Source organism: Burkholderia sp. BDU5, assembly GCF_001522845.1.
Taxonomy (GTDB): domain Bacteria; phylum Pseudomonadota; class Gammaproteobacteria; order Burkholderiales; family Burkholderiaceae; genus Burkholderia; species Burkholderia mayonis.
In genome coordinates, this window is sequence record NZ_LOWC01000046.1 from 44,373 (window position 1) to 69,395 (window position 25,023).

The 25,023-nt window shown below is 67.1% G+C and carries 22 protein-coding genes and 1 pseudogene; 18 read left to right on the forward strand and 5 right to left on the reverse strand.

Annotation, left to right across the window (positions count from 1 at the left end; translation table 11 throughout):
* The first annotated feature begins 9 nt into the window (after positions 1–9).
* From rseP to WS69_RS09320, 9 genes are all read left to right on the forward strand, one after another.
* Complete coding sequence (rseP, locus tag WS69_RS09280; RefSeq protein WP_059470493.1) at positions 10–1,386, forward strand: RIP metalloprotease RseP; 1,377 nt, start codon at positions 10–12, stop codon at positions 1,384–1,386.
* A gap of 64 nt (positions 1,387–1,450) precedes the next feature.
* Positions 1,451–3,760: an outer membrane protein assembly factor BamA gene (bamA, locus tag WS69_RS09285; RefSeq protein WP_059470494.1), complete on the forward strand. Its 2,310-nt coding sequence runs from the start codon at positions 1,451–1,453 to the stop codon at positions 3,758–3,760.
* A 67-nt stretch (positions 3,761–3,827) separates the two neighbouring features.
* Entirely contained in the window at positions 3,828–4,331 is a 504-nt protein-coding gene (locus tag WS69_RS09290; RefSeq protein ID WP_059470495.1) for an OmpH family outer membrane protein, read from the forward strand.
* 16 nt (positions 4,332–4,347) lie between these two features.
* The gene (gene lpxD / locus WS69_RS09295; protein ID WP_059470496.1) at positions 4,348–5,433 is read left to right on the forward strand and encodes a UDP-3-O-(3-hydroxymyristoyl)glucosamine N-acyltransferase; all 1,086 of its coding nucleotides are present in this window, start codon (positions 4,348–4,350) and stop codon (positions 5,431–5,433) included.
* A 144-nt stretch (positions 5,434–5,577) separates the two neighbouring features.
* The gene (gene fabZ / locus WS69_RS09300; RefSeq protein ID WP_006026072.1) at positions 5,578–6,045 is read left to right on the forward strand and encodes a 3-hydroxyacyl-ACP dehydratase FabZ; all 468 of its coding nucleotides are present in this window, start codon (positions 5,578–5,580) and stop codon (positions 6,043–6,045) included.
* 58 nt (positions 6,046–6,103) lie between these two features.
* Positions 6,104–6,892, forward strand: coding sequence for an acyl-ACP--UDP-N-acetylglucosamine O-acyltransferase (gene lpxA, locus WS69_RS09305; RefSeq protein WP_059470497.1), 789 nt, complete (start codon positions 6,104–6,106; stop codon positions 6,890–6,892).
* 4 nt (positions 6,893–6,896) lie between these two features.
* The gene (gene lpxB / locus WS69_RS09310; protein WP_059470498.1) at positions 6,897–8,063 is read left to right on the forward strand and encodes a lipid-A-disaccharide synthase; all 1,167 of its coding nucleotides are present in this window, start codon (positions 6,897–6,899) and stop codon (positions 8,061–8,063) included.
* On the forward strand, positions 8,063–8,710 hold the full coding sequence (gene rnhB / locus WS69_RS09315; protein ID WP_059470499.1) for a ribonuclease HII: 648 nt from the start codon (positions 8,063–8,065) through the stop codon (positions 8,708–8,710). Before lpxB ends, rnhB begins: the two co-directional genes overlap by 1 nt.
* Entirely contained in the window at positions 8,707–9,495 is a 789-nt protein-coding gene (locus WS69_RS09320; RefSeq protein WP_059470500.1) for a TrmH family RNA methyltransferase, read from the forward strand. Before rnhB ends, WS69_RS09320 begins: the two co-directional genes overlap by 4 nt.
* Before the next feature lie 131 nt (positions 9,496–9,626).
* Here the strand turns inward: WS69_RS09320 and ppsR are convergent, their stop codons facing one another.
* A complete protein-coding gene (gene ppsR, locus WS69_RS09325) occupies positions 9,627–10,442 on the reverse strand; it encodes a posphoenolpyruvate synthetase regulatory kinase/phosphorylase PpsR (protein WP_059470501.1) in 816 nt (271 codons plus the stop codon).
* Between the two features lie 529 nt (positions 10,443–10,971).
* Between ppsR and WS69_RS09330 the strand changes: the two genes are divergently transcribed.
* From WS69_RS09330 to WS69_RS09350, 5 genes and pseudogenes are all read left to right on the forward strand, one after another.
* Positions 10,972–12,876 carry a S53 family peptidase gene (locus tag WS69_RS09330; protein WP_059470502.1) on the forward strand — a complete coding sequence of 635 codons (1,905 nt, stop codon included), beginning with the start codon at positions 10,972–10,974 and terminating at the stop codon, positions 12,874–12,876.
* 106 nt (positions 12,877–12,982) lie between these two features.
* Positions 12,983–13,794: pseudogene (locus WS69_RS09335) on the forward strand (phytochelatin synthase family protein); the annotation flags it as partial.
* 542 nt (positions 13,795–14,336) lie between these two features.
* Positions 14,337–16,736, forward strand: coding sequence for a phosphoenolpyruvate synthase (gene ppsA / locus WS69_RS09340; protein ID WP_059470503.1), 2,400 nt, complete (start codon positions 14,337–14,339; stop codon positions 16,734–16,736).
* Between the two features lie 127 nt (positions 16,737–16,863).
* Entirely contained in the window at positions 16,864–17,298 is a 435-nt protein-coding gene (locus tag WS69_RS09345) for an NfeD family protein (protein ID WP_059470504.1), read from the forward strand.
* Between the two features lie 49 nt (positions 17,299–17,347).
* A complete protein-coding gene (locus WS69_RS09350; RefSeq protein WP_059470505.1) occupies positions 17,348–18,295 on the forward strand; it encodes an SPFH domain-containing protein in 948 nt (315 codons plus the stop codon).
* Between the two features lie 117 nt (positions 18,296–18,412).
* Here the strand turns inward: WS69_RS09350 and smpB are convergent, their stop codons facing one another.
* On the reverse strand, positions 18,413–18,859 hold the full coding sequence (gene smpB, locus WS69_RS09355) for an SsrA-binding protein SmpB (RefSeq protein WP_059470506.1): 447 nt from the start codon (positions 18,857–18,859) through the stop codon (positions 18,413–18,415).
* A 97-nt stretch (positions 18,860–18,956) separates the two neighbouring features.
* Between smpB and WS69_RS09360 the strand changes: the two genes are divergently transcribed.
* The gene (locus tag WS69_RS09360; RefSeq protein WP_059470507.1) at positions 18,957–19,394 is read left to right on the forward strand and encodes a type II toxin-antitoxin system RatA family toxin; all 438 of its coding nucleotides are present in this window, start codon (positions 18,957–18,959) and stop codon (positions 19,392–19,394) included.
* 5 nt (positions 19,395–19,399) lie between these two features.
* On the forward strand, positions 19,400–19,723 hold the full coding sequence (locus WS69_RS09365; RefSeq protein ID WP_059470555.1) for an RnfH family protein: 324 nt from the start codon (positions 19,400–19,402) through the stop codon (positions 19,721–19,723).
* A gap of 42 nt (positions 19,724–19,765) precedes the next feature.
* Here the strand turns inward: WS69_RS09365 and WS69_RS09370 are convergent, their stop codons facing one another.
* The 3 genes from WS69_RS09370 to WS69_RS09380 form a co-directional block, all read right to left on the reverse strand.
* Entirely contained in the window at positions 19,766–20,737 is a 972-nt protein-coding gene (locus WS69_RS09370) for a DMT family transporter (RefSeq protein WP_059470508.1), read from the reverse strand.
* Between the two features lie 270 nt (positions 20,738–21,007).
* Positions 21,008–21,694: a Vgb family protein gene (locus WS69_RS09375; RefSeq protein WP_059470509.1), complete on the reverse strand. Its 687-nt coding sequence runs from the start codon at positions 21,692–21,694 to the stop codon at positions 21,008–21,010.
* A 33-nt stretch (positions 21,695–21,727) separates the two neighbouring features.
* Positions 21,728–22,948, reverse strand: coding sequence for a hypothetical protein (locus WS69_RS09380; RefSeq protein ID WP_059470510.1), 1,221 nt, complete (start codon positions 22,946–22,948; stop codon positions 21,728–21,730).
* 130 nt (positions 22,949–23,078) lie between these two features.
* Here WS69_RS09380 and WS69_RS09385 point away from each other — a divergent pair, with 130 nt between their 5' ends.
* Both WS69_RS09385 and WS69_RS09390 read left to right on the forward strand, forming a co-directional pair.
* A complete protein-coding gene (locus WS69_RS09385) occupies positions 23,079–23,843 on the forward strand; it encodes a DUF899 domain-containing protein (protein ID WP_059470511.1) in 765 nt (254 codons plus the stop codon).
* 94 nt (positions 23,844–23,937) lie between these two features.
* On the forward strand, positions 23,938–24,687 hold the full coding sequence (locus WS69_RS09390; protein WP_059470556.1) for a DUF2182 domain-containing protein: 750 nt from the start codon (positions 23,938–23,940) through the stop codon (positions 24,685–24,687).
* The last annotated feature ends 336 nt before the right edge of the window (positions 24,688–25,023 follow it).

Sequence of the window (25,023 nt, forward strand, 5' to 3'; positions counted from 1 at the left end):
GGGGCTGTCATGAACGTGCTGGTCGAACTGATCGCATTCGCAGTGGCGATCGGCGTGCTGGTCGTCGTGCATGAGTACGGGCATTACCGCGTCGCGCGCTGGTGCGGCGTCAAGGTGCTGCGCTTCTCGATCGGCTTCGGCGCGCCCGTCGCGCGCTGGGTCAGCAAGAAGACGGGCACCGAGTGGACGCTGTCCGCGCTGCCCTTGGGCGGCTACGTGAAGATGCTCGACGAGCGCGATCCCGGCGACGGCATTCGCGCGGATGAGCTGCCGCGCGCATTCAACCGGCAATCGGTCGGCAAGCGCATCGCGATCGTCGCGGCAGGGCCGATCGCGAATTTCCTGCTTGCGATCGCGCTCTTTTCGCTCGTGTTCGCGACCGGCGTGACGGAGCCCGCGGCGATCGTCGCGCCGCCCGCGGCCGGCACGCCCGCTGCGGTCGCGGGCCTCGACGGCGGCGAAACGATCGTGTCGATCCGCGACGCGCGTGGCGGCGAGGCGGAGCCGGTGCGCTCATGGTCCGAGCTGCGCTGGAAGCTGCTCGGCGCCGCATTCGACCATAAGGACATCGTGCTCGGCGCGCGCAATCGCGCCGACGGCGCGACGTACGATTTCCGCGTCGATCTGCGCGGCATCGCCGATCGCGAGGTCGACGACGATTTCATGGCGCATCTCGGCTTCGAGCCGGGCGGCGGTTCGCTGACGGTGACGTCGGTGCTGCCGGGCGGTGCCGCGCAGCAAGCGGGGCTGCAGCCGGGCGACAAGCTCGTCGCGCTGGACGGCGCGCGCATCGGCGGCTCGACGCGCTTCATCGACGACGTGAAGGCGCACGCGGGCCGCACGCTGTCGCTGCGGATCGAGCGCGCGGGCGTCGAGCGCACGGTGTCGATCGTTCCGCAAGCGAAGCGCGACGACGAAACGGGCAAGGAAGTGGGCCGCATCGGCGCGGCGCTCGCATTGAGGACGCCATCCGTCGACGTGCGCTACGGCGCGCTCGAGAGCGTGGAGCTCGGCGCACGGCGCACGTGGGACATCGCGGTGTACTCGCTGAAGATGTTCGGCAGGATGGTGACGGGCGAAGCGTCGCTGAAGAATCTGTCCGGGCCGGTGACGATCGCGGACTATGCAGGCAAGAGCGCGCGGCTCGGATGGTCGGCGTTCCTATCGTTTCTCGCCCTTGTCAGCATTAGCCTCGGCGTGCTGAACTTGCTGCCGATTCCCGTTTTGGACGGGGGGCATCTGTTATATTATCTGGTTGAAGCCGCGACCGGCAAGGCTGTATCGGAGCGCTGGCAACTGATTCTGCAAAGAGCGGGATTGATCTGCATCGTCGCATTGTCGGCGATCGCGCTGTTCAACGATCTGGCTCGGTTAATTCATTTTTGACGCGTCGGGCGGCAGCCGCAAGGGCGGCCGCCTGATCTGATGCAAGCTTAAACACTGGGGATGCATGTTGTTCAAACCTCATCGCTTCGTACCTAAGACGGTTGCTGCCGCGGCGCTCGCCGCGCATGGTCTCGCGGCACACGCAACGGCGCCCTTCGTGGTGCAGGACATCAAGATCGAAGGCTTGCAGCGCGTCGAAGCGGGTTCCGTGTTCGCGTACCTGCCGATCAAGCAGGGTGACACGTTCACCGACGACAAGGCATCCGAAGCGATTCGCGCGCTGTACGCGACGGGTTTCTTCAACGACGTGCGGATCGCGACGCAGGGCGGCGTCGTGATCGTCCAGGTGCAGGAGCGTCCTGCGATCGCCTCGATCGATTTCACCGGCATCAAGGAATTCGACAAGGACAACCTGAACAAGGCGCTGAGGGCCGTGGGCCTGTCGCAGGGCCGCTACTACGACAAGGCGCTCGTCGACAAGGCGGAGCAGGAGCTGAAGCGCCAGTACCTGACGCGCGGCTTCTACGCGGCGGAAGTGTCGACGACGGTCACGCCGGTCGACGCGAACCGCGTGTCAATTCTGTTCGCGGTCGCCGAAGGCCCGAGCGCGAAGATCCGCCAGATCAACTTCATCGGCAACAAGACGTTCAGCACGGGTACGCTGCGCGACGAGATGCAGCTGTCGACGCCGAACTGGTTTTCGTGGTACACGAAGAACGATCTGTACTCGAAGGAAAAGCTGACGGGCGACCTCGAGAACGTGCGCTCGTACTACCTGAACCGCGGGTATCTGGAGTTCAACATCGAGTCGACTCAGGTGTCGATCTCGCCGGACAAGAAGGACATGTACCTGACGGTGACGCTGCACGAAGGCGAGCCGTACACGGTATCGAGCGTGAAGCTCGCGGGCAATCTGCTGGACCGCCAGGCGGAGCTCGAGAAGCTCGTCAAGGTCAAGCCGGGCGACCGCTTCTCGGCGGAGAAACTGCAGCAGACGACGAAGGCGATCGTCGACAAGCTCGGTCAATACGGCTATGCGTTCGCGACAGTGAACGCGCAGCCGGAGATCGACCAGGCGACGCACAAGGTGGGCCTCACGCTCGTCGTCGATCCGAGCCGGCGCGTGTACGTGCGCCGGATCAACATCGTCGGCAACACGCGCACGCGCGACGAAGTGGTGCGCCGCGAAATGCGTCAGCTCGAGAGCTCGTGGTTCGATTCGGGCCGCCTCGCGCTGTCGAAGGACCGGATCAATCGTCTTGGCTACTTCACCGACGTCGACGTGACGACGGTGCCCGTCGAAGGCACGAACGACCAGGTCGACGTGAACGTGAAGGTCGCCGAAAAGCCGACAGGTGCGATCACGCTCGGCGCGGGCTTCTCGTCGACGGACAAGGTCGTGCTGTCGGCCGGCATCTCGCAGGACAACGTGTTCGGCTCGGGCACGAGCCTCTCGGTGAACGTGAACACCGCGAAGAGCTACCGCACGCTGACCGTCACGCAGGTCGACCCGTACTTCACGGTCGACGGCATCAAGCGGATCACCGATGTGTTCTACCGCACGTACCAGCCGCTCTATTACTCGACGAATTCGAGCTTCCGGATCATCACGGCGGGCGGCAACCTGAAGTTCGGCATCCCGTTCTCGGAAACCGACACCGTGTACTTCGGCGCGGGCTTCGAGCAGAACCGTCTCGATGTCGATTCGAACACGCCGCAGTCGTATCAGGACTACGTGCAGCAGTTCGGCCGCGTGTCGAACACGGTGCCGCTGACCGTCGCGTGGTCGCGCGACGCGCGCGACAGCGCGCTGATCCCGAGCCGCGGCTACTTCACGCAGGCGAACATCGAATATGGCGTGCCGGTCGGCAAGATCCAGTACTACAAAGCGGACGTGCAGGCGCAGTACTACTATTCGTTCGCGCGCGGCTTCATCCTGGGCCTGAACCTGCAAGGCGGTTACGGCAACGGCATCGGCAATCCGTACCCGATCTTCAAGAACTACTACGCGGGCGGTATCGGCTCCGTGCGCGGCTACGAGCCGAGCTCGCTCGGCCCGCGCGACACCAAGACGAACGATCCGATCGGCGGCTCGAAGATGATCGTCGGCAACATCGAGCTGACGTTCCCGCTGCCGGGCACGGGCTACGACCGTACGCTGCGCGTGTTCACGTTCCTCGACGGCGGCAACGTCTGGGGCAATGCCCCGGGCGGCACGAGCACGGGCGCGAACGGCCTGCGCTACGGCTACGGTATCGGTCTCGCGTGGATTTCGCCGATCGGGCCGCTCAAGCTGAGCTTGGGTTTCCCGCTGCAGAAGCACGAAGGCGATCAATATCAAAAATTCCAGTTCCAGATCGGGACGGCGTTCTGATCGATCAGGCACTGACTACAGCATCGAGAGGGTAATCTTGCTAACCGGTAAGTTTTCGAAACGAGTGATGTGCGCGCTGGCGCTTGCCACCGCGCTCGGCGCGACGGTCGCGCATGCGCAGGACGTCGCGCGCATCGCGGCCGTCAATTCGGACCGGATCCTGCGCGAGTCGGCGCCCGCGAAGGCCGCGCAAACGAAACTCGAGGCCGAGTTCGCGAAGCGCGACAAGGATCTGCAGGACATGGCCGCGCGCCTGAAGTCGTTGTCCGATTCGCTCGACAAGAACGGCCAGACGATGTCGGCCGCCGACCGCGCACAGAAGCAGCGCGATCTCTCGCAGCTCGACACTGATTTCCAGCGCAAGCAGCGCGAGTTTCGCGAGGATCTGAACCAGCGCCGCAACGAAGAGCTCGCGGCGGTGCTCGACAAGGCGAACAAGGTGATCAAGCAGATCGCCGAGCAGCAGAACTACGATCTGATCGTGCAGGAAGCAGTGTACGTGAGTCCGCGCATCGACATCACCGACAAGGTGCTGAAGGCGCTCGCATCGCCTTCCAGCCTGTCGAACTGAACGGAGCGAACGTCGAATGGCATTGACGCTTGAGGCGCTCGTCGCGCGGTTCGGCGGCGAGATCGTCGGCGACGGCCGGCGCGAGGTCGGCGGTCTCGCGCCGCTCGATCAGGCGGGCCCGCAGCAGCTCGCGTTCCTTGCGAATCCGAAGTATCTGGCGCAGGTCGAGACGACGCGCGCCGCCGCGGTGCTGATCGCGCCGCGCGATCTCGAGAAGCTCGGCGCGGCCGCAAACGGCCGCCATTTCATCGTCACGCCGAATCCCTACGCTTATTTCGCGCGCGTCGCGCAGATGTTCATCGATCTCGCCGCGCCGCAGCGCGCCGCGGGCGTGCATCCGAGCGCGACGATCGATCCCGCCGCGCAAATCGCGGCGAGCGCCGTGATCGGCCCGCACGTGACCGTCGAGGCGGGCGCCGTGATCGGCGAACGCGTGCAGCTCGACGCGAACGCGTTCGTCGGCCGCGGCACGCGGATCGGCGACGACTCGCACCTGTATCCGAACGTCACGATCTATTACGGCTGCACGCTCGGGCCGCGCGCGATCGTCCATTCGGGCGCCGTGATCGGCTCCGACGGCTTCGGCTTCGCGCCGGATTTCGTCGGCGAAGGCGACGCGCGCACGGGCGCCTGGGTCAAGATTCCGCAGGTCGGCGGCGTGAAGGTCGGTCCCGACGTCGAGATCGGCGCGAACACGACGATCGACCGCGGCGCGATGGCGGACACCGTCATCGAGGAATGCGTGAAGATCGACAACCTCGTGCAGATCGGCCACAACTGCCGGATCGGCGCGTACACCGTGATCGCTGGCTGCGCGGGCATCGCGGGCAGCACGACGATCGGCAGGCATTGCATGATCGGCGGCGCGGTCGGCATCGCCGGGCACGTGACGCTCGGCGATGACGTGATCGTCACCGCGAAGTCGGGCGTATCGAAGTCGTTGCCGAAGGCGGGTATCTATACGAGCGCGTTTCCGGCCGTCGAGCACGGCGACTGGAACAGGAGCGCGGCGCTCGTGCGCAACCTCGACAAGTTGCGCGATCGGATCAAGGCGCTCGAAACTGCGCTGACCGCACGGGAAGGCGACGCCGACGGCGCATGATTTCACGTCGACCGGGCAGCGCCGGGCAGCGCTCGCAGGCTGCCCGGCGCGCCGATCGACCGAACCGCGCGCCGCTTTCCCCGATGCGGCCCGCATCAGCATTTGCAGTCATCACCGCGCAGCCATTGCGTGAGACGAACCATCATGAGCACTGAAAAAATCAACTTCGACATCCACAAGATCCTCACGCTGCTGCCGCATCGCTACCCGATTCTGCTTGTCGATCGCGTGCTCGAACTCGAACCGCACAAGTCCATCAAAGCGTTGAAGAACGTGACGGTCAACGAGCCGTTCTTCACGGGCCACTTTCCGAAGCGGCCGGTGATGCCGGGCGTGCTGATCATCGAGGCGCTCGCGCAGGCGGCCGCGCTCCTCACGTTCGCCGAGGCGGAACCGAAGGATCCGGAGAACACGCTGTATTACTTCGTCGGCATCGACAACGCGCGCTTCAAGCGCGTCGTCGAGCCGGGCGACCAGCTGATCCTGAACGTGACGTTCGAGCGTTACATTCGCGGCATCTGGAAGTTCAAGGCCGTCGCGGAAGTGGACGGCAAGGTCGCGGCGGAAGCCGAGCTGATGTGCACGGTCAAGACGGCCGACGCGGCGCCCTGAGCGTGCGCGGCACGCAACGGCTACGCAACGCGACACACACATTGAGAGGCAACGGCGCATGAGCAGGATTCACCCCACGGCGGTCATCGAGCCGGGCGCGCAGCTCCACGAGACGGCCGAGATCGGCCCGTATGCGGTCGTCGGTCCGAACGTGACGATCGGCGCGCGGACCACGGTCGGTTCGCACAGCGTGATCGAAGGCCATACGACGATCGGCGAAGACAATCGCATCGGCCATTACGCGTCGGTGGGCGGCCGCCCGCAGGACATGAAGTACCAGGGCGAGCCGACGAAGCTCGTGATCGGCGATCGCAACACGATTCGCGAATTCACGACGATCCACACGGGCACCGTGCAGGACGCGGGCGTCACGACGCTCGGCGACGACAACTGGATCATGGCGTACGTCCACATCGGCCACGACTGCCGCGTGGGCAGCCACGTGATCCTGTCGAGCAACGCGCAGATGGCGGGCCACGTCGAAATCGGCGACTGGGCGATCGTCGGCGGGATGTCGGGGGTCCATCAGTTCGTGCGGATCGGCGCGCATTCGATGCTGGGGGGCGCGTCGGCGCTCGTGCAGGACATTCCGCCGTTCGTGATCGCTGCGGGCAACAAGGCCGAGCCGCACGGGATCAACGTCGAGGGGCTGCGCCGCCGCGGCTTCTCGCCGGATGCGATTTCCGCGCTGCGCAGTGCGTATCGGATCCTGTACAAGAACAGTCTGTCGCTCGAAGAGGCGAAGGTCCAGTTGCGCGAGCTCGCACAAGCGGGCGGCGACGGCGATGTGGCCGTCAAGGCGCTCGTCGACTTCGTCGAAACGTCGCAGCGCGGCATCATTCGCTGACGCGATGGCGTTCCAACCCACACCGCTGCGCGTCGCGCTCGTCGCGGGCGAGCCGTCGGGCGATCTGCTCGGCGCGTCGCTCCTCGGCGGGCTGCACGCGCAGCTGCCCGCATCGTCCCGCTATTACGGGATCGGCGGGCCGCGCATGACCGCCGTCGAGTTCGACGCGCACTGGCCGATGGAAAAACTCGCGGTGCGCGGCTACGTCGAGGCGCTCAAGCACATCCCCGAGATCCTGCGCATTCGCGGCGAGCTGAAGCGCCAACTGCTCGCGGAGCCGCCCGACGCGTTCGTCGGCATCGACGCGCCCGATTTCAACTTCGGTCTCGAACAGGCGCTGCGCGGCGCCGGCATTCCGACGATCCACTTCGTGTGCCCGTCGATCTGGGCGTGGCGCGGCGGACGCATCAAGAAGATCGTCAAGGCCGTCGACCACATGCTGTGCCTGTTCCCGTTCGAGCCCGAGTTGCTCGAGAAGGCCGGCGTCGCGGCGACGTTCGTCGGTCATCCACTCGCCGACGAGATTCCGCTCGAACCCGACATGCACGGCGCGCGGATCGCGCTCGGCCTGCCGGAAAGCGGCTCCGTGATCGCGGTGCTGCCGGGCAGCCGCCGCTCGGAGATCGAGCTGATCGGCCCGACGTTCTTCGCGGCGATGGAGCTGATGCAGCAGCGCGAGCCAGGCGTGCGCTTCATCGTGCCGGCCGCGACGCCCGCGCTGCGCGAGCTGCTGCAGCCGCTCGTCGATGCGCATCCGAAACTGTCGGTCACGCTGACCGAGGGCCGCGCGCAAGTCGCGATGACTGCGGCCGATGCGATTCTCGTGAAGAGCGGCACCGTGACGCTCGAGGCGGCGCTCCTCAAGAAGCCGATGGTGATCTCGTACAAGGTGCCCTGGCTGACGGGGCAGATCATGCGCCGCCAGGGCTATCTGCCGTACGTCGGACTACCGAACATTCTCGCGGGCCGCTTCGTCGTGCCCGAGCTGCTGCAGCATTTCGCGACGCCCGACGCACTCGCTGACGCGACGCTCACCCAGCTGCGCGACGATGCGAACCGCCGTACGCTCACCGAAATCTTCACCGACATGCATCTTGCGTTGCGCCAGAACACCGCGCAGCGCGCGGCCGAGGCCGTTGCGCGCGTGATCGAAGCCAGGAAGCCGCGCTGATGGCCGCGACTCGCAAGCCACGTGAGGCCGCGGCCGGTGCGACGGCCCAGCCGGCGCTCGATTTCGACGCGCCGGGCGAGATCGTCTGCGGCGTCGACGAAGCCGGGCGCGGCCCGCTTGCCGGGCCGGTCGTCGCGGCGGCGGTCGTGCTCGATCCGGCGGCGCCGATCGAAGGGCTCGACGATTCGAAGGCGCTGTCAGCGAAGAAGCGCGAGCGGCTCTTCGACGAGATCGTCGCGCATTCGCTCGCGTACTGCGTCGCATCGGCGAGCGTCGACGAGATCGATACGCTCAACATCCTGCACGCGACGATGCTCGCGATGAAGCGCGCGGTCGAAGGACTCGCGGTGCGGCCGACGCTCGCGAAGATCGACGGCAACCGCTGCCCGACGCTGTCGATTCGCAGCGAGGCGATCGTCGGCGGCGACGCGCTCGTGCCGAGCATCTCGGCCGCGTCGATTCTCGCGAAGGTCACGCGCGACCGGATGCTCGTCGATCTGCATGAACTATTCCCGATGTACGGGTTCAACGTGCACGCCGGCTACGGCACGCCGCGACATCTCGCGGCGCTGCGCGAGCACGGTCCGTGCGAGCATCACCGCCGTTCGTTCGCGCCGGTGCGCGAGGCACTCGATCTGATTCGATGAAAGCGATCACGTCCCGTGACAATCCGCTGTACAAGCGTCTGAAGGCGCTCGCGGGCTCGACCCATCAGCAGCGCCGCGGCGGCCAGGCGCTCCTCGAGGGGCTTCATCTCGCGAGCGCGTACCTCGATGCGGCCGGGCAGCCTGAGCTGTGCGTCGTCACCGACGGCGCGCTCGCGCACGCGGAGGCGCGCGAGATCGTCGGGCGCGTCGAGCCGGCGCGGCTCGTCACGCTGCCCGATGCGTTGTTCGGACAACTGTCGAACGTCGTCAACGGCGTCGGCCTGCTGCTGCTCGTCGAGCGGCCGGCGCCCGCGCTGCCCGAGCGCGTCGCGGACACGTCGGTCGTGCTCGATGGCGTGCAGGATGCGGGCAACGTCGGTTCGATCCTGCGCAGCGCGGCCGCGGCGGGCGTGCAGCAGGTGTTCTGCGCGCCGGGGACCGCGTACGCGTGGTCGTCGAAGGTGTTGCGCTCGGCGATGGGCGCGCATTTCCTGCTCGACATCCACGAGAACGTCGACGCCGATACGCTAATCGAGCGGCTCGCGGTTCCGGTCGCGCTGACCGATTCGCATGGCGCGCGCGCAATCTACGAATGCGACCTTTCCGGGCCGGTCGTGTGGGTGTTCGGCAACGAAGGGGCGGGCGTGTCCGCGCGCTGGCGCGACGCGGCGACGCATCGCGTGACGATTCCGCAGCCGGGCGGGATGGAATCGTTGAACGTGGCTGCTGCGGCGGCAATTTGTCTTTTCGAGCAGTGCCGGCAGCAACGCGTGCACGGCGCGTGACGCTCGCACGCTTCATTTTCCTTCTTTGTTTCGAGTGGGCGCGGCGCACGGCTCGGGGCGCAATGCCAGGTGAAGTCGGTGTCGCGCTTTTGATCGGCTGTGCGGCGGGTGACGCGCATCGCGGTCCGGCGTCAATACGACTGCCGCTCGAGCTTGATTTCCTGCAGGATCGTCGTCGCGATCTCCTCGATCGACTTGTGCGTCGACGACAGCCATTTGATTCCTTCGCGCCGCATCATCGCTTCTGCCTCGTTGATTTCGTAGCGGCAGTTCTCCGGCGCCGCATATTTGCTGCCGGGGCGGCGCTCGTTGCGGATCTCGGAGAGCCGTAGTGGATCGATCGACAGCCCGAACAGCTTGTCGCGATGCGGGTGCAGCGGCGTCGGCAGCTTGCCGCGCTCGAAGTCTTCCGGAATCAGCGGATAGTTCGCCGCCTTCACGCCGTACTGCATCGCGAGGTAGAGGCTCGTCGGCGTCTTGCCGCTGCGCGACACGCCGATCAGGATCACGTCGGCGTCGGCGAGATTGCGGTTCGATTGACCGTCGTCGTGCGCGAGCGAGAAGTTGATCGCTTCGATCCGCGTCTTGTATTCCTCGGTGTCCGCGTTCTGGTGGACGCGCCCCATCGCATGGCTCGACTTCAACTGTAGTTCCTGCTCGAGCGGTTCGACGAAACGCTGGAACATGTCGAGCACGAGCGCATCCGAGCGTTTGACGATCTCGTTCGATTCGCCGTCGACGAGCGTCGTGAACACGATCGGCCGGCGGCCGTCGTGCTGCGCGGCGTCGTTGATCTTCTGGACGGTGCCGTACGCCTTCTCGAGCGAATCGATGAACGGCACGCGCACGAGCCGGAATTTCTGGTCGAACTGGGACAGGATCGAATGCGCGAAGGTTTCGGCGGTGATCCCGGTGCCGTCGGAGACGATGAATACGGTTGGAAGCATGAATCGAAGCGTCGAGCGTGTGCGTGGCGGCCGCGCGCGGCCGAAGCGGCCATTCTAGCAGGCGCGGGCGCGCCGTTCGGCGCGATGACGGCGCGGGGCGGCCGATGACGAAACGTCCTGCCGTCGGCGCTCGCGGCGAACGATTAATCCGGATTGAACGATAAGCATTTGCGGATTAAGCAATAGTCGATGCGCGCATTCATTGAAATGATCTGTAATATTCCGTAATGTTGTTCGAAAGACGGCGGCGCTGACCGGATTCGTATCGTCAAGCGATTGTTCTCGTATCGGTGTTCAGTGAAACGAATCGTTTCAATTGCGTTAATCGATTCGGAATCCTTCTTAATGAGCGAATCGACGGATCGGTCCGGAGCGAGTGCCGAGGGTCGGGCGCGTGCGTTCGCTTGCCGTCGCGCAGGCAGGGCCGGGAGAGCGGGCCTTCCTGCGTGCGGACAGCAGTCGTGGCGGCAGTGATGCTCGGGCAGTTCGGCGGTTCGATTTCATTGTGTTTTGACTTTATTCAAATCAAATGAGGAACGACGAAATGACGTCAAGAAGATGGGCCAATCCTCGCGCTTCGCAATCGAAGCATGCGATTTACGCGGCGACGTTTTTAGCCGCGACGACGCTGACGGCGCACGCCGCGGCGTCGGCGTGGGTCGACACGCAGACCCGCGCGTATCCGGCTTTTCCGCAGCAGGCGCTCGCCGCTTCGCAGGCGTTCGCGGCAACGTCCGCGGCCGGAAAGGCGATCGATACGGCGCCCGGCCAGCCGGTGCGGGTCGTCGTCAGTCTCAATCTCAACGACGAGGCGAAGCTCGACCGCTTTCTGCGCGATCTGCATACGCCCAGCAGCGCTGCGTACGGCAAGCATCTGACGCCGGCCGAATTCGCCGCGCAGTATGCACCGACGCAACGGCAGGTCGCGCTCGTCGAAGCGCATTTGCGCAAATCCGGGTTTCGCGACATCCAGGTGTCGCCGAATCGGCTGCTGATCTCGGCGACGGGAACCGCCGAGGCGGTCCGGACGGCGTTCAACACGCGGCTCAAGAGTTTCACGCTCGAAGGCCGGCGCGTGTATGCGAACCAGGACGCGGCTCAGGTGCCGGCCGAACTCGGCGGCATCGTCGGCGCCGTGCTCGGGCTCGACAGCGCGACGCTCGCACACACGTACAACCGCCAGGCGGCCGTGACGGGCGCCGTCGGCGGCGCGAAGGCGTCGCTCGCCGCGCGCGCGAGCGAAGCGACCGCCGCTGCGAGCGGCACGCCCGTCTTGACGGGCCACGATCCGCTCGAGTTCTCGCGGATCTATCGCGCGGGCTCGACGCCGACGGCGTCGCAGACGACGGTCGGCGTCATCATGGCGGGCGACGCGAGGCCCGTGGTGCGAGATCTGGATGCGTTCACGGCGAAAGCGGGGCTCGCGCGCGTGGCGGCGACCGTCACGCGCACCGGGCCCCCCGGCAGCGACTACAGCGACAACGCGGGCCTGAGCGAGTGGGACATGGACAGCCAGGCGATCGTCGGCGCGGCGGGCGGCGAAGTGAAGGGGCTCGTGTTCTACGCGGCGCCGTCGATGCTGTTGACCGACATCACCGAGGCGTACAACCGCGCGGTCGTCGACAACGTCGCGAAGGTGATCAACGTGTCGCTCGGCGTATGCGAGGCGGGTGCGCGCTCGTCCGGCACGCAGGCGGCCGATGACCGGATCTTCAAGAGCGCCGTCGCGCAGGGGCAGACGTTCGTCGTCGCGGCGGGCGACGCCGGTGCGTACGAGTGCAGCGTGAGCCGCATTTCCGGTGGGCAGGGCGTGCCGGCGCGGTCGGACTATTCGGTGAGCGAGCCTGCGACGTCGCCGTACGTCGTCGCGGTTGGCGGCACGACGCTGTCGACAGACAAGTCGACGGGCGCGTACGCCGGCGAAGTCGCGTGGAATGAGGGCTTGCAGCCGATCGGCGTGTACGACCCGTATGGCAGCTACGACGGCACGCAGCGCCTGTGGGCGACGGGCGGTGGCTACAGCAAGAACGAAGCGGTGCCGGCCTGGCAGCGAGGCGTGCTCGGCACGTCGAGCAAGACGCGCGCGGTGCCCGACGTCGCGTTCGATGCGGACGGCCGCAGCGGCGCGCACGTCTACGTGAACGGCGAGACCGAGCAGTGGGGCGGCACGAGCCTCGCGGCGCCGATCTTCGCCGGCATCTGGGCGCGCATGCAATCCGACAACGGCAACCGGCTCGGCTTTCCGCTCGCGAGTCTCTATCGCTACGTTCCGTCCAACGGTGCACTGGTGCACGACGTGAAATCCGGCAACAACGGCTCGGGCGGCTACGGCTACAAGGCGGGTGCCGGCTGGGATCCGGTAGCGGGCTTCGGCAGCTTCGACATCGGGAATCTGGCCGCATTCGTCAAGAAAACGGCGGACTTCGCCCGTTGAGTCGCGGCGAGTGGGCGGCGGCGCGACGCGCGCGTCGTAGGGCGGCGGCGCGGGCGGGACGTGCCTCTTCGTGCCGCCTCGCGCACCTCGTTCGCGTCGTTCACCTCGCGCGGCGTCGCCGCCGGCTTCGCGCTATGCTCGTGCGGGCGCCCGCACGCGGCGCTCCGCTCGTCAAACGACCAAGGAACGATCGTGACAAAAAGACTCGTTGGCGTCGTGCTCGTCGCGCTCGCGCTGATCGGCCGCGCGGCCGCGCAAAGCCTGCCGTTGCCCGGCAGCCTGATCGACCTCGGCAGCGGCGCCGGCGAACGCATGCTCGCCGAGAGCGGCGCGTACAGCGCATACGTGCCGCTCGGCAGTCATTTCGTCACGCAGAAGACCGAGAGCTATTGCGGCGTCGCGTCGCTCGTGATGGTGCTGAACGCGCTGCGCGTGCCGGCGCCCGCCGCCGCGCAATATCCGCCGTTCCACTATTTCACGCAGGACAACGTGCTCAACGACACGACCGAGCAGATTCGCCCGCGGGCGCAGATCGAGCAGCGCGGAATGACGCTCGATCAGCTCGGCGCGCTCGCGAACGCGCTCGGCGCGAGCGGAGACGTGCGCCATGCGTCGGACGTGTCGGTCGACGCGTTTCGCGCGGACGCGGCCGCGCATCTCGGCCGTCCGGGGCGCTACGTGCTCGTCAACTACCTGCGCAGCCGGCTCGGCCAGCAGACGGGCGGCCACATCTCGCCGCTCGGCGCGTACGACGCCGCGGCCGACAGCTTCCTGATCCTCGACGTGTCCCGTTACAAATATCCGCCTGTCTGGGTGAAGACGGCCGATCTGTACGCGGCGATGAACACGGCCGACGCGGACAACGGCGGCCGCAGCCGCGGCTACGTGCTGATCGACGGGCCGGCGGGAGGGCGCTGACGCGCGGGGCATCGGCATTCCGGCCCGGCGCGGGCCTGCGTGCCCGGCATGCGTTCACGAAGACGCCGGACCGACGACGCGAGATCGCGCGGCAGGATAGCCGCCGGACGCTCGGGGCGCCGCGGGAGTGTCGGAGTGCCGGAACGCCCCGGCAGAAAGCGACAGATCGGCAAGCCCGTACGGGCAAGGCATCACGGCCCGCCCACCGCGTCGAAACCGCGCGCTAGAGCCCCATTGCGAGCGGGTTGCGCCACATCCGCTGGCCGGCACGGTAGAATAGCGGCAACCTGTTGGATAAGCCCTTGCGGCAGAAGCGCGGCGCGGCCGCGCCTTTGATCGCGATGCGCTACGGATTCCCGGCAAGTTCGGCGATTTGTCTGCTTTATTCGCCTTTCTGCCGGGATTTTTGCAAGCGCGCCGGAATCGTCCGGCTCCCGCGAAGGCTTATCCGACAGGTTGTGCAATGCGCGCCCGCTTTTTGCAAGCGGCCGCGCTCGAGCCCGTTGCACGATCGAGCATTTTTTTCACACTTAGGGGCTTGTATGACTAACGCAGCAAACGTCGCAAAGGATCAGGCGTATGTAATTCCGTTCGAGCAGTTGCGAATGAGCGATGTCGAAATCGTCGGCGGCAAGAATGCGTCGCTTGGCGAAATGATTAGTCAGCTGGCTGAGGCAGGCGTACGCGTGCCCACCGGTTTCGCGACGACTGCGCTTGCCTTCCGCGACTTCCTCCAACACAACAAGCTCACCGAACGCATCGCGCAGCGTCTCGAGTCGCTCGACATCGACGACGTGAAGGCGCTCGCCGAAGCCGGCGCCGAGATCCGCCAGTGGATCGTCGACGCGCCGATGCAGTCGCGCCTCGAGCAGGAAATCCGCGCGCAGTTCGAGATCCTGAAGAACGGCTCGCCCGGCGAGCTGTCGTTCGCCGTGCGCTCGTCGGCGACCGCCGAAGACTTGCCCGACGCATCGTTCGCCGGCCAGCAGGAGTCGTATCTGAACGTCGTCGGCATCGAAGAGGTGCTCGACCGGATGAAGCACGTGTTCGCGTCGCTCTACAACGATCGCGCGATATCGTACCGCGTGCACAAGGGCTTCACGCACGCCGAAGTCGCGCTGTCGGCCGGCGTGCAGCGGATGGTCCGCTCGGACGTCGGCGCGGCCGGCGTGATGTTCACGATCGACACCGAATCGGGCTTCAAGGACGCCGTCTTCATCACGGCGAGCTACGGCCTGGGTGAAACGGTCGTGCAGGGCGCCGTGAACCCCGACGAGTTCTACGTGTTCAAGACGACGCTCGCGCAGGACAAGTACCCGATCATCCGCCGCTCAATCGGCTCGAAGCTGATCAAGATGGAGTTCACGCAGCCGGGCGAGCCGGGCCGCGTGAAGACGGTCGACGTGCCGCACGAGCAGCGCAACCGCTACTCGATCACCGACGAAGACGCGATCGAGCTCGCGAAGTACGCGGTCATCATCGAGAAGCACTACCAGCGTCCGATGGACATCGAATGGGGCAAGGACGGCCGCGACGGCAAGATCTTCATCCTGCAGGCGCGTCCCGAGACGGTGAAGAGCCAGGCGCACGGCAAGGTCGAGCAGCGCTTCAAGCTGAAGGGCCAGTCGCAGGTGCTCGCGACCGGCCGCGCGATCGGCCAGAAGATCGGCGCGGGCCCCGTGCGCGTGATCCACGACCCGTCGGAAATGGAACGCGTGCAGCCGGGCGACGTGCTCGTCGCCGACATGACCGATCCGAACTGGGAGCCGGTGATGAAGCGCGCGTCCGCGATCGTCACGAACCGCGGCGGCCGCACCTGCCACGCGGCGATCATCGCGCGCGAGCTCGGCGTGCCGGCCGTCGTCGGCTGCGGCGACGCGACCGACGTGCTGAAGGACGGCGCGCTCGTCACCGTGTCGTGCGCGGAAGGCGACGAAGGCAAGATCTACGACGGCCTGCTCGAGACCGAAGTGTCCGAGGTGCAGCGCGGCGAGCTGCCGCCCGTGCCGGTCAAGATCATGATGAACGTCGGCAACCCGCAGCTCGCATTCGACTTCTCGCAGCTGCCGAACGCGGGCGTCGGTCTCGCGCGCCTCGAGTTCATCATCAACAACAACATCGGCGTGCATCCGAAGGCGATCCTCGAGTATCCGAACGTCGATCCGGATCTGAAGAAGGCGGTCGAGAGCGTCGCGCGCGGCCACGCGTCGCCGCGAGCGTTCTACGTCGACAAGCTGACGGAAGGCATCGCGACGATCGCGGCGGCGTTCTATCCGAAGCCCGTGATCGTGCGTCTGTCCGACTTCAAGTCGAACGAGTACAAGAAGCTGATCGGCGGTTCGCGCTACGAGCCGGACGAGGAAAATCCGATGCTCGGCTTCCGTGGCGCGTCGCGCTACATCGCCGAGGACTTCGCTCAGGCGTTCGAGATGGAGTGCATCGCGCTCAAGCGCGTGCGCGACGAGATGGGTCTCACGAACGTCGAGATCATGGTGCCGTTCGTGCGCACCGTGAAGCAGGCGGAGCGTGTCGTCGGCCTGCTCGCGAAGTTCGGACTGAAGCGCGGCGACAACGACCTGCGCCTCATCATGATGTGCGAAGTGCCGTCGAACGCGATCCTCGCCGAAGAATTTCTGCAGCACTTCGACGGCTTCTCGATCGGCTCGAACGACCTGACGCAGCTGACGCTCGGCCTCGACCGCGACTCGGGCATGGAACTGCTCGCCGTCGATTTCGACGAGCGCGATCCGGCCGTGAAGTTCATGCTGAAGCGTGCGATCGACACCTGCCGCAAGCTCGACAAGTATGTCGGCATCTGCGGCCAGGGCCCGTCCGATCACCCGGACTTCGCGAAGTGGCTCGCCGACGAAGGCATCGCGTCGATCTCGCTGAACCCGGACACGGTCATCGCCACGTGGCAGGCGCTCGCGTCGAAGCAGTAATCGGCGGTAATCGCCCGTTCGGACGGCGGTCGTCGAATCGCCGTCCAAATGAAGGCAAATTGCAAGGTTCGTGCTATAAACACCCCGGTAACGCCGGGGTGTTTTTCTTTGTGCAACGGGAGGGGCGATGGTGTCAGGGCAGTTTTTCTGGTGGATCGGCGTCGGCGTGTTCGTCGTCGCGGAACTGCTGACGGGGACGTTCTACCTGCTGATGATCGCGCTCGGCTTCCTCGCGGGCGGCCTCGTGCATCTCGCGGGCGCGCCCGCCGCCTGGCAGTTTGCCGCTGCCGCGCTCGTCGCGATCGTCGCCGTGATCGCGCTCAGGCGCTCGGGGCTCGGCCGCAAGCAGAAACGCGACGCGTCGGCGAATCCCGACATCAACCTCGACATCGGCGCGACGATCGCGGTCAAGCATTGGCACGACCGCCGGGCGCGCGCGCAGTATCGCGGCGCGCAGTGGGACGTCGAGCTCGCCGCCGGCGAGCGCGAGGACGCGCATCTGTACGAAGTGCGTGCGGTGCGCGGCAATTGTCTCGTCGTCGCGGCGAAATCCGCGAAGTGACCGCCCTCGGCGCGTTTGTCTTCAAATTCCAACCAAGAGGACCAGCTTCATGGATTCATTGATCGTCTGGGCGGTGCTGCTCATCATCGTGTTCGTGCTCGTGTCGCAGACCGTGAAGATCGTGCCGCAGCAGCATGCGTGGGTGCTCGAGCGGTTCGGCCGCTATCACGCGACGCTGTCGCCGGGCTTGAACATCGTGCTGCCGTTCATCGACCGGATCGCGTACCGGCACGTGCTGAAGGAGATTCCGCTCGACGTGCCGAGCCAGATCTGCATCACGCGTGACAATACGCAGTTGCAGGTGGACGGCGTGCTGTACTTCCAGGTGATGGACCCGATGAAGGCGTCGTACGGCTCGAGCAACTTCGTGCTCGCGATTACCCAACTCTCGCAGACGATGCTGCGTTCGGTGATCGGCAAGCTCGAGCTCGACAAGACCTTCGAGGAGCGCGACTTCATCAACCACAGCATCGTGTCGGCGCTCGACGAAGCGGCCGCGAACTGGGGTGTCAAGGTGCTGCGCTACGAGATCAAGGATCTGACGCCGCCGAAGGAAATCCTGCATGCGATGCAGGCGCAGATCACCGCGGAGCGGGAGAAGCGGGCGCTCATCGCCGCATCGGAAGGCCGCAAGCAGGAGCAGATCAACCTCGCGTCGGGCGCGCGTGAGGCGGCGATCCAGAAGTCGGAAGGCGAGCGACAGGCGGCGATCAACCAGGCGCAGGGCGAGGCGGCCGCGATCCTCGCGGTGGCCGAGGCGAACGCGCAGGCAATCCAGAAGATCGCGCAGGCGATCCAGTCGCAGGGCGGGATGGATGCGGTGAACCTGAAGGTGGCCGAGCAGTACGTCGGCGCGTTCGGCAATCTCGCGAAGGCGGGCAACACGCTGATCGTGCCGTCGAACATGTCGGACTTGAGCACCGCGATCGCGTCGGCCCTGACGATCGTCAACCGCGCCGCGCCGGGGGGCGTCGCCTCGGGCGCGAGCAAGGGCTGAGCGTCACGCGTCGCCCGATGAAGAAACGGCCCGCTCCGAATCGTTCGAAGCGGGCCGTTTCGATTGCGGCGCATCGGGCGCGGCATGCGCTGACGGCGTGCGGCAAAGCGCCGCGCGTTATGTTGCAGAACGCATGATTCGCGCTTTCTCGCGTTCCCAATCGCGCTTCTTTTCGGTTTCGCGCTTGTCGTGGAGCTTCTTGCCTTTCGCGAGACCGATCTCGCATTTCACGCGACCGCCCTTGTAGTGGAAGTTCAGCGGCACGAGCGTATAGCCGCGCTGCTCGACCTTGCCGATCAGTTTCTTGATTTCGTCGCGGTGCAGCAGCAGCTTGCGGGTGCGGACCGGATCGGGCTTGATGTGCGTCGAGGCTTCGGGCAGCGGGCTGATGTGCGTGCCGATCAGGTAGATCTCCGCGTTCTTCACGACGACGTAGCCTTCCTTGATCTGTCCGCGCCCGGCGCGCAGCGCCTTGACCTCCCACCCCTCGAGCACGAGCCCCGCTTCGTAGCGTTCTTCGATGTGGTAATCGAAGAACGCTTTTCTATTGTCGATGATGCTCATGAAGGGAAATGGCCAACTCGTTTAAAATCACAATTTTAGCAAAGCGGGGCGGCGTTGGCCCGGCTTGCTCGTTTACCTTTGCGATGCCGCGCGATTTATGGCAGATGTCCAGAAAACCGTATTGATCCGCCACTCGGCGGAACAGATGTTCGACCTCGTCACCGACGTGGCCGATTACCCGAACTTCCTGCCGTGGTGCGGCGGCGTCGAGATTCGCCGTCGCGACGAAACCGGGATGGAGGCGCGGATCGACATCAACTTCAAGGGCATCAGGCAGCATTTCGCGACCCGCAACACGCAGCAGCGCCCGACCCGGATCGACATGGAGTTCACCGATGGGCCGTTTCGCAAGTTTACCGGCTACTGGCGCTTCACGCCGCTGCGCGCGGACGCGTGCAAGATCGAATTTGCGCTGCACTACGAGTTCTCGAGCGTGATCCTCGAGAAGATCATCGGGCCCGTATTCACGCACATCGCGAACACGTTCGTCGAATCGTTCGTGAAGCGCGCCGACCAGCGCTACGGCAAGGGGTGATGCACATGCCGAAGGTCCAGGTCTGCTATGCGCTGCCGGAGCGGCAGACGCTCGTCGCCGTCGACGTGCCGGCTGGCGCGACCGTGCGCGACGCGATCGACGCGAGCGGCGTGCTCGCGCTTTATCCGGACATCGACCTCGCGAAGCTCAAGACGGGCATCTTCGGCAAGCTCGCGGCGCTCGACGCGGCCGTCGCCGACGGCGATCGCGTCGAGATCTACCGTCCGCTCATCGTCGATCCGAAGGTCGCGCGGCAACGCCGCGTCGACAAGACCCGCCGCGAGGGCTCGATCGAAGGCCGCAAGTGGCTGCCGAAGGATTCGCGCTGAGCGGCGCGGGCCGCGCACGATTCATCCGACGAAACGCCGCGCTCAGTGCGCGCCGAGGTTCGCGTTGAGCGGATCGTCGGCCGCGCGCTTGTCGCCACCGTGCCGGCGCACCGATCCGTACACGCCAGCAAGCAGCAGCACGAGCGCCGCGATCTCGAGCGCGCGCGGCAGCCGATGATCGAAGACGAAGCCGTACAGCAGCGCGAACACGGTTTCGAACACGATCAACTGGCCCGACAGCGTGAGCGGCAGCCGCTTCGACGCCGCGTTCCACAGCCCGTTGCCGAGCCACGACGCGCCGATCGCGAGGCCGAGATTCAGCAGCCAGAACAACTGCCAGCGCGACGCGGGCAGCGCCGGCTGCAGCGTGCCTGCCGGGAGCGCGGCGATGCCGATCCAGCACAGCCCGCCGATCAGGCCCGTGACGACGCCCCACAGCACCGACCATTCGTTGCCGTCGAACCGGTGATGGCGCTGCAGGTAGCGGGCGTTCGCGACCGCGTACCACGTCCAGCTCGCGAGCGCGGCCGTCGCGCACGCGATGCCGACGAGCTTCTGGGCGAGCGTCGTCGCATGCGCGGCCTCGGACGTGAACAGATCGACGTTGATGCATGCGATGCCGGCGACGACGAGCGCGAGCGGGCCCGCGAGCCGCTTGAGCGGCACCGCGCCGTGATCGCCGAGGCCGGCGAGCGTGACCGTGACGGGCAGTACGCCGACGATCAGCGAGCTGGGCGCGATGCCGATCAGGTGCACCGCGCTCGACAGCAGCATGTAGTAGGCGACGTTGCCGACGAGCGCGAGCTTGACGAGCGCGACGAGATCTTCGCGCGTGAGGCGCGCGGCGAGCGAGCGGGCGGCCGGCAACGCGGCCGCGAGCGACACGAGGCCGTACATCGCATAGCGGCCGACGCTCAGCAACAACGGCGAGAAGTCGGTCAGAACCCGCGGCACGAGAAACACCATGCCCCATAGGGCGCCTGCCAACACTCCGTACGCTACACCGCGCTGCATCGCGTTCTCCGACCGTTTATTTCACTGACGAGCGCGCATCTTAGCGACGTACGGCGGCGTTTGTCTTGTTCATTCCTGCACTGGGTCGGAAAGGGGCGCGGGCGGCGGCAAATGCACGGCCGGCACGCGCGTCGAGCTTGTTCGGCAGGGCGGGTGCTCGTTTCGTATCGATGCTGCGGCGCCGTCGTTCGACGGCGGGCGGCGCGGAGCGTCTTCGCGTCCTCGCGCAACGCGCCGCGGGTCCTTTCGGCGGGCGCGGGCCGCCCGCGGCTACTCGTCGGAGGAACCGGCTGCGCGCCCGATGCCGTCTTGCGCCGCGGCGCTTCGCGCGGGGCGGCGGACGGTTCTCACTTTCCCGCTGTTTCCGCCGCCGCAGAAGAACCGGTCGCCGCCGTCGGACTCGAGCCCCGACACGCCGACGCCGGCCGGCATCGCGAGCGCCTCCAGCACGTCGCCCGTCCGGGGATCGATGCGGCGCAATTCGCTCTCGTCGCTTTCCCAGGTGCCGTGCCAGAGTTCGCCGTCGACCCACGTGACGCCGGTGACGAAGCGATTCGACTCGATCGTCCGAAGAATCGCGCCCGTTTCGGGATCGACCTGACGGATCTTGCGGTCGCGATACTGTCCGACCCACAGCGTGCCCTCGGCCCACGCGAGCCCGGAGTCCGCGCCGCCGCCGGGCGCCGGGATGGTCGACAGCACGCGGCCCGTGTCCGGGTCGATCTTGTGGATGCGGTTCTCGGCGATCTGATACAGATGTCGGCCGTCATAGGCGGTTCCCGCGTGCGCGGCGATGTCGATCGACCGCAGTGTCGTCCCGCTCGCCGGATCGAGCGCGTTCAGCTTGTCGCCCGAGGCGAACCATACTTGCCGGCCGTCGTACGTGACGCCGTGCACGCCGTCGACGCCCGGAAACGGGCCGTATTCCTGAATGATGTCGGCTGCGGTTCGTTTCATGTCTTCGTCTCCCGGTGGCTCGATGGTGCCATCCTAATCGCCCGGCAGCGGGGCCGGGAGTAACAAGGTCGTCGCGAATCCGGGGACGGGCGGGCTCGTCCAGCGCCGCGCGCGCCCGCGGCCGAACGACTGCGCCTTGCCCGCGGTCGAGAGCGCGTCGAGCGAGCGCTGCACGGTGCGCTGGCTCGCGCCGAGCGCGAGCGCCAGCGCCGAGCTCGACCACGACTCGCCGTCGGCGAGGAGGGCGAGCACCGCCGCATGCGCGTCCTCGACCGGGCGCGCGAGCACGGCCACGTCGCGTGCGTGGCGCGGCGTCAGCGCGAAACCGCGCTTCGTCGCGTGGATATCGACAAGCGTTCCGAGCATCGCGCGCAGCCGCCCGATTTCGACGCGCAGGCGCGCGCGATGCGATTCGTCGGCATGCTTCGCGCGAAACGCACGCGCGACGAGCGCGTCGCGCGGCACGTCGTCCGGCCACGCTTCGCCGAGCGCGCGCGCAAGGGCGAACAGCACCGGGCGCTTCGCGAGCGAGACCGCCGTGCGCGCGTCGCGCACGACGTGGCGGCACGCATCGACGACGAGCGATTCCGACGCGCGCCATGCTTCGACGTCGTCGAGCCGCAGCAGCCGTTCTTGGCTGCGCGCGATCAGGCGCGCCGCAGGCGCGTCGAGGATGCGGGACGCGTGTTCGACTTCGGCCGTCAGCGCGGGGATGCCGGCCGCGCGCGCGGCGCGTTCGGCGCGCGCGAGCGACGCGCGTGCGGTCTGCGTCCGGAGGCGCCGCAGCGCGATCCCCGCGACGATCAGCTCGTGCGCGGCCTGCAATGCGGGCGGGAGCGCGTCGGGGTCGAGCGCGGGGAGCGCGCGCTCGGCTTCGTCGAGGCGGCCGATCAGCAGCAGGCGCCGTACTTCGAGATATCGCGCATGCGCGGCGTTGATGCGGTCGCCGTGCGCTTCGAGCGTCGTGCGCGCGGCGTCGAGCGCCTTTTCGGGCCAGCCGAGTTCGCGCGACGCGAGCGCGATCTCGGCCTCGGCGACGACGCATCGCGCGCGGGCGACGGCTTCCTTCGCACCGAACGCGCGCGCGGCGCGCCTCACGAGCGCCTTCGCGCGGACGAAATCGCCGAGCTGCGCCATCGCGATGCCGCGCAGCGCGAGCGCGGGCGCGTCGTCGCGCAGCGCGACCCGGTTCAGCGCGCCGAGCGGATCACCTGCCGCGAGCGCGCGCGCCGCGGCGGTGATCAGCGAGTCCATCGGAATCCCGCCACACTTGTCACTCCCACCGTTCGAAACCCGGCACTAATCTACCACCACGATCACGCAACCCGCGCGCGGGATCGGAGATCGAGCGACCGGCGTGCGACACGGAAAGGAGGGACGGGCGATGGCGACACATATGACCGGGACGCGCGAAGAATGGCTCGCTGCGCGGCTCGAACTGCTCGATGCGGAGAAAGCGCACACGCGGCGCGGCGACGAGCTCGCGCGGCGACGTCAGGCGCTGCCTTGGGTGCGCGTCGACAAGGCGTATCGATTCGAGATGGACGAAGGAAGCGCGTCGCTCGCGGACCTTTTCCGCGGCCGCTCGCAACTGCTCGTCTACCACTTCATGTTCGGACCCGACTACACGGCGGGATGCCCGTCGTGCTCGGCGATCGCGGACGGCTTCGACGGCTTCGTCGTTCATCTCGCGCATCACGACGCCACGCTGTCGGCGGTGTCGCGCGCGCCGCTCGCGAAGCTGCAGACGTACAGGAAGCGGATGGGATGGACGTTTCCGTGGGCATCGTCGCTCGACAGCGATTTCAACTACGACTTCAACGTGTCGTTCACCGACGCGCAGCAGCGCGACGGGAGCGTCGAATACAACTACCGGCGCAGCGGCCATGCGATGGACTTGACGTCCGCGCCTGCACCCGTCGCCGAGTTCGCTGCCGCTTGCGGGACCGACGCACGTACGTACGTACGCGATCGGCCGGGCATGAGCGCGTTCGTGCTCGAGGACGGTGTCGTCTATCACACGTATTCGACGTACGCGCGCGGGCTCGATGGGCTCTGGGGCATGTACCAGTGGCTCGATCGCGCGCCGAAGGGGCGCAACGAAACGGGCGTCTGGTGGCGCCGCCATGACGAGTACGGCGGGCGCTGAGCCTGCGCGCGGCCGGCGCCGGCGCGGCCACGAACGCGGGATCGCGCTGCATGCGATTTCCGCGCGCGGTGCGCGGGGAGCCCTTGGGGGCGCGTTGGCGCTCGTCTTCGCGGCCGGTGCCGCGGTGGCGGTCGCATGGCTTGCGTCGATGCCCGCGATGGGCGAGATGCCGATGCCGGGCGGCTGGACGATGTCGGCGGTGTGGACGCGGATGTGCGGGCGGACGTGGGCCGGCGCGGCGGCGTCGTTCGTCGGCATGTGGATCGCGATGATGACGGCGATGATGCTGCCGTCGGTCGCGCCGATGCTGTGGCGCTGCGCGCGGGCGGCCGGCTGGATGCGCGAAGCGCGCGCCTGGCCGCGGGCCGCGTCGGTCGCGGCCGGGTATGGCTTCGTGTGGACCGCGGCGGGCATCGTCGTCTACGCGATCGGCGCCGCATTGGCGGCGGTCGTGATGCGCGCGCCGGCGCTTTCGCGCGCCGTTCCGGTCGCGGCCGGTGCGGTCGTGCTGAGCGCCGGTGCGTTTCAGTTCACCGCGTGGAAGGCCCGCCATCTGGCGTGCTGTCGCGCGGCGCCGGGGCGCTGCGGCGCGTTGCCTGAGCGCGTCGGCGCGGCGTGGCGACAGGGTGCGCGTTTGGGTTTTCACTGCTGCTGCAGCAGCGCGGGTCTCACCGCGAGCCTGCTCGTCATCGGGATCATGGATTTGCGTGCGATGGCCGCCGTGACGGCTGCCATCGCCGTCGAACGTCTCGCGCCGGCCGGCGAGCGTGCTGCGCGAGCCGCCGGGAGCGTCATCGTCGGGGCGGGGGTGATCTTGATTGCGCGAGCGGTCGGGATCGGATGACGCCATGCGATGTGGGCGGCGCCGGGCGAGGGCGGGCAGGGCGCTTGCGCGGCGCGTTGCCGGCGGGGCTGACGCGGACGAGGCTCGGGAGTCGGCAGAGGTTGCGGGGGCAACGGGGCGCGGAGGCTGCAAGGACTAGGACTGCAGGACCACCGAGTCATCGGGCCACACGACGGGCTTGCGAGCGCCCGGCAACAGCATGGCGAGGACGCGCCGCCCGCCCGCCGACACGGACACTCGCGCCGCATCGCGCGCCGCCCGCCGTGCCGCTGTCCCCGCGTGGCCGGGCCCGGCGCGAACGGACGCGCGCCCGCGCGAAACGAAACCGGATCGAAA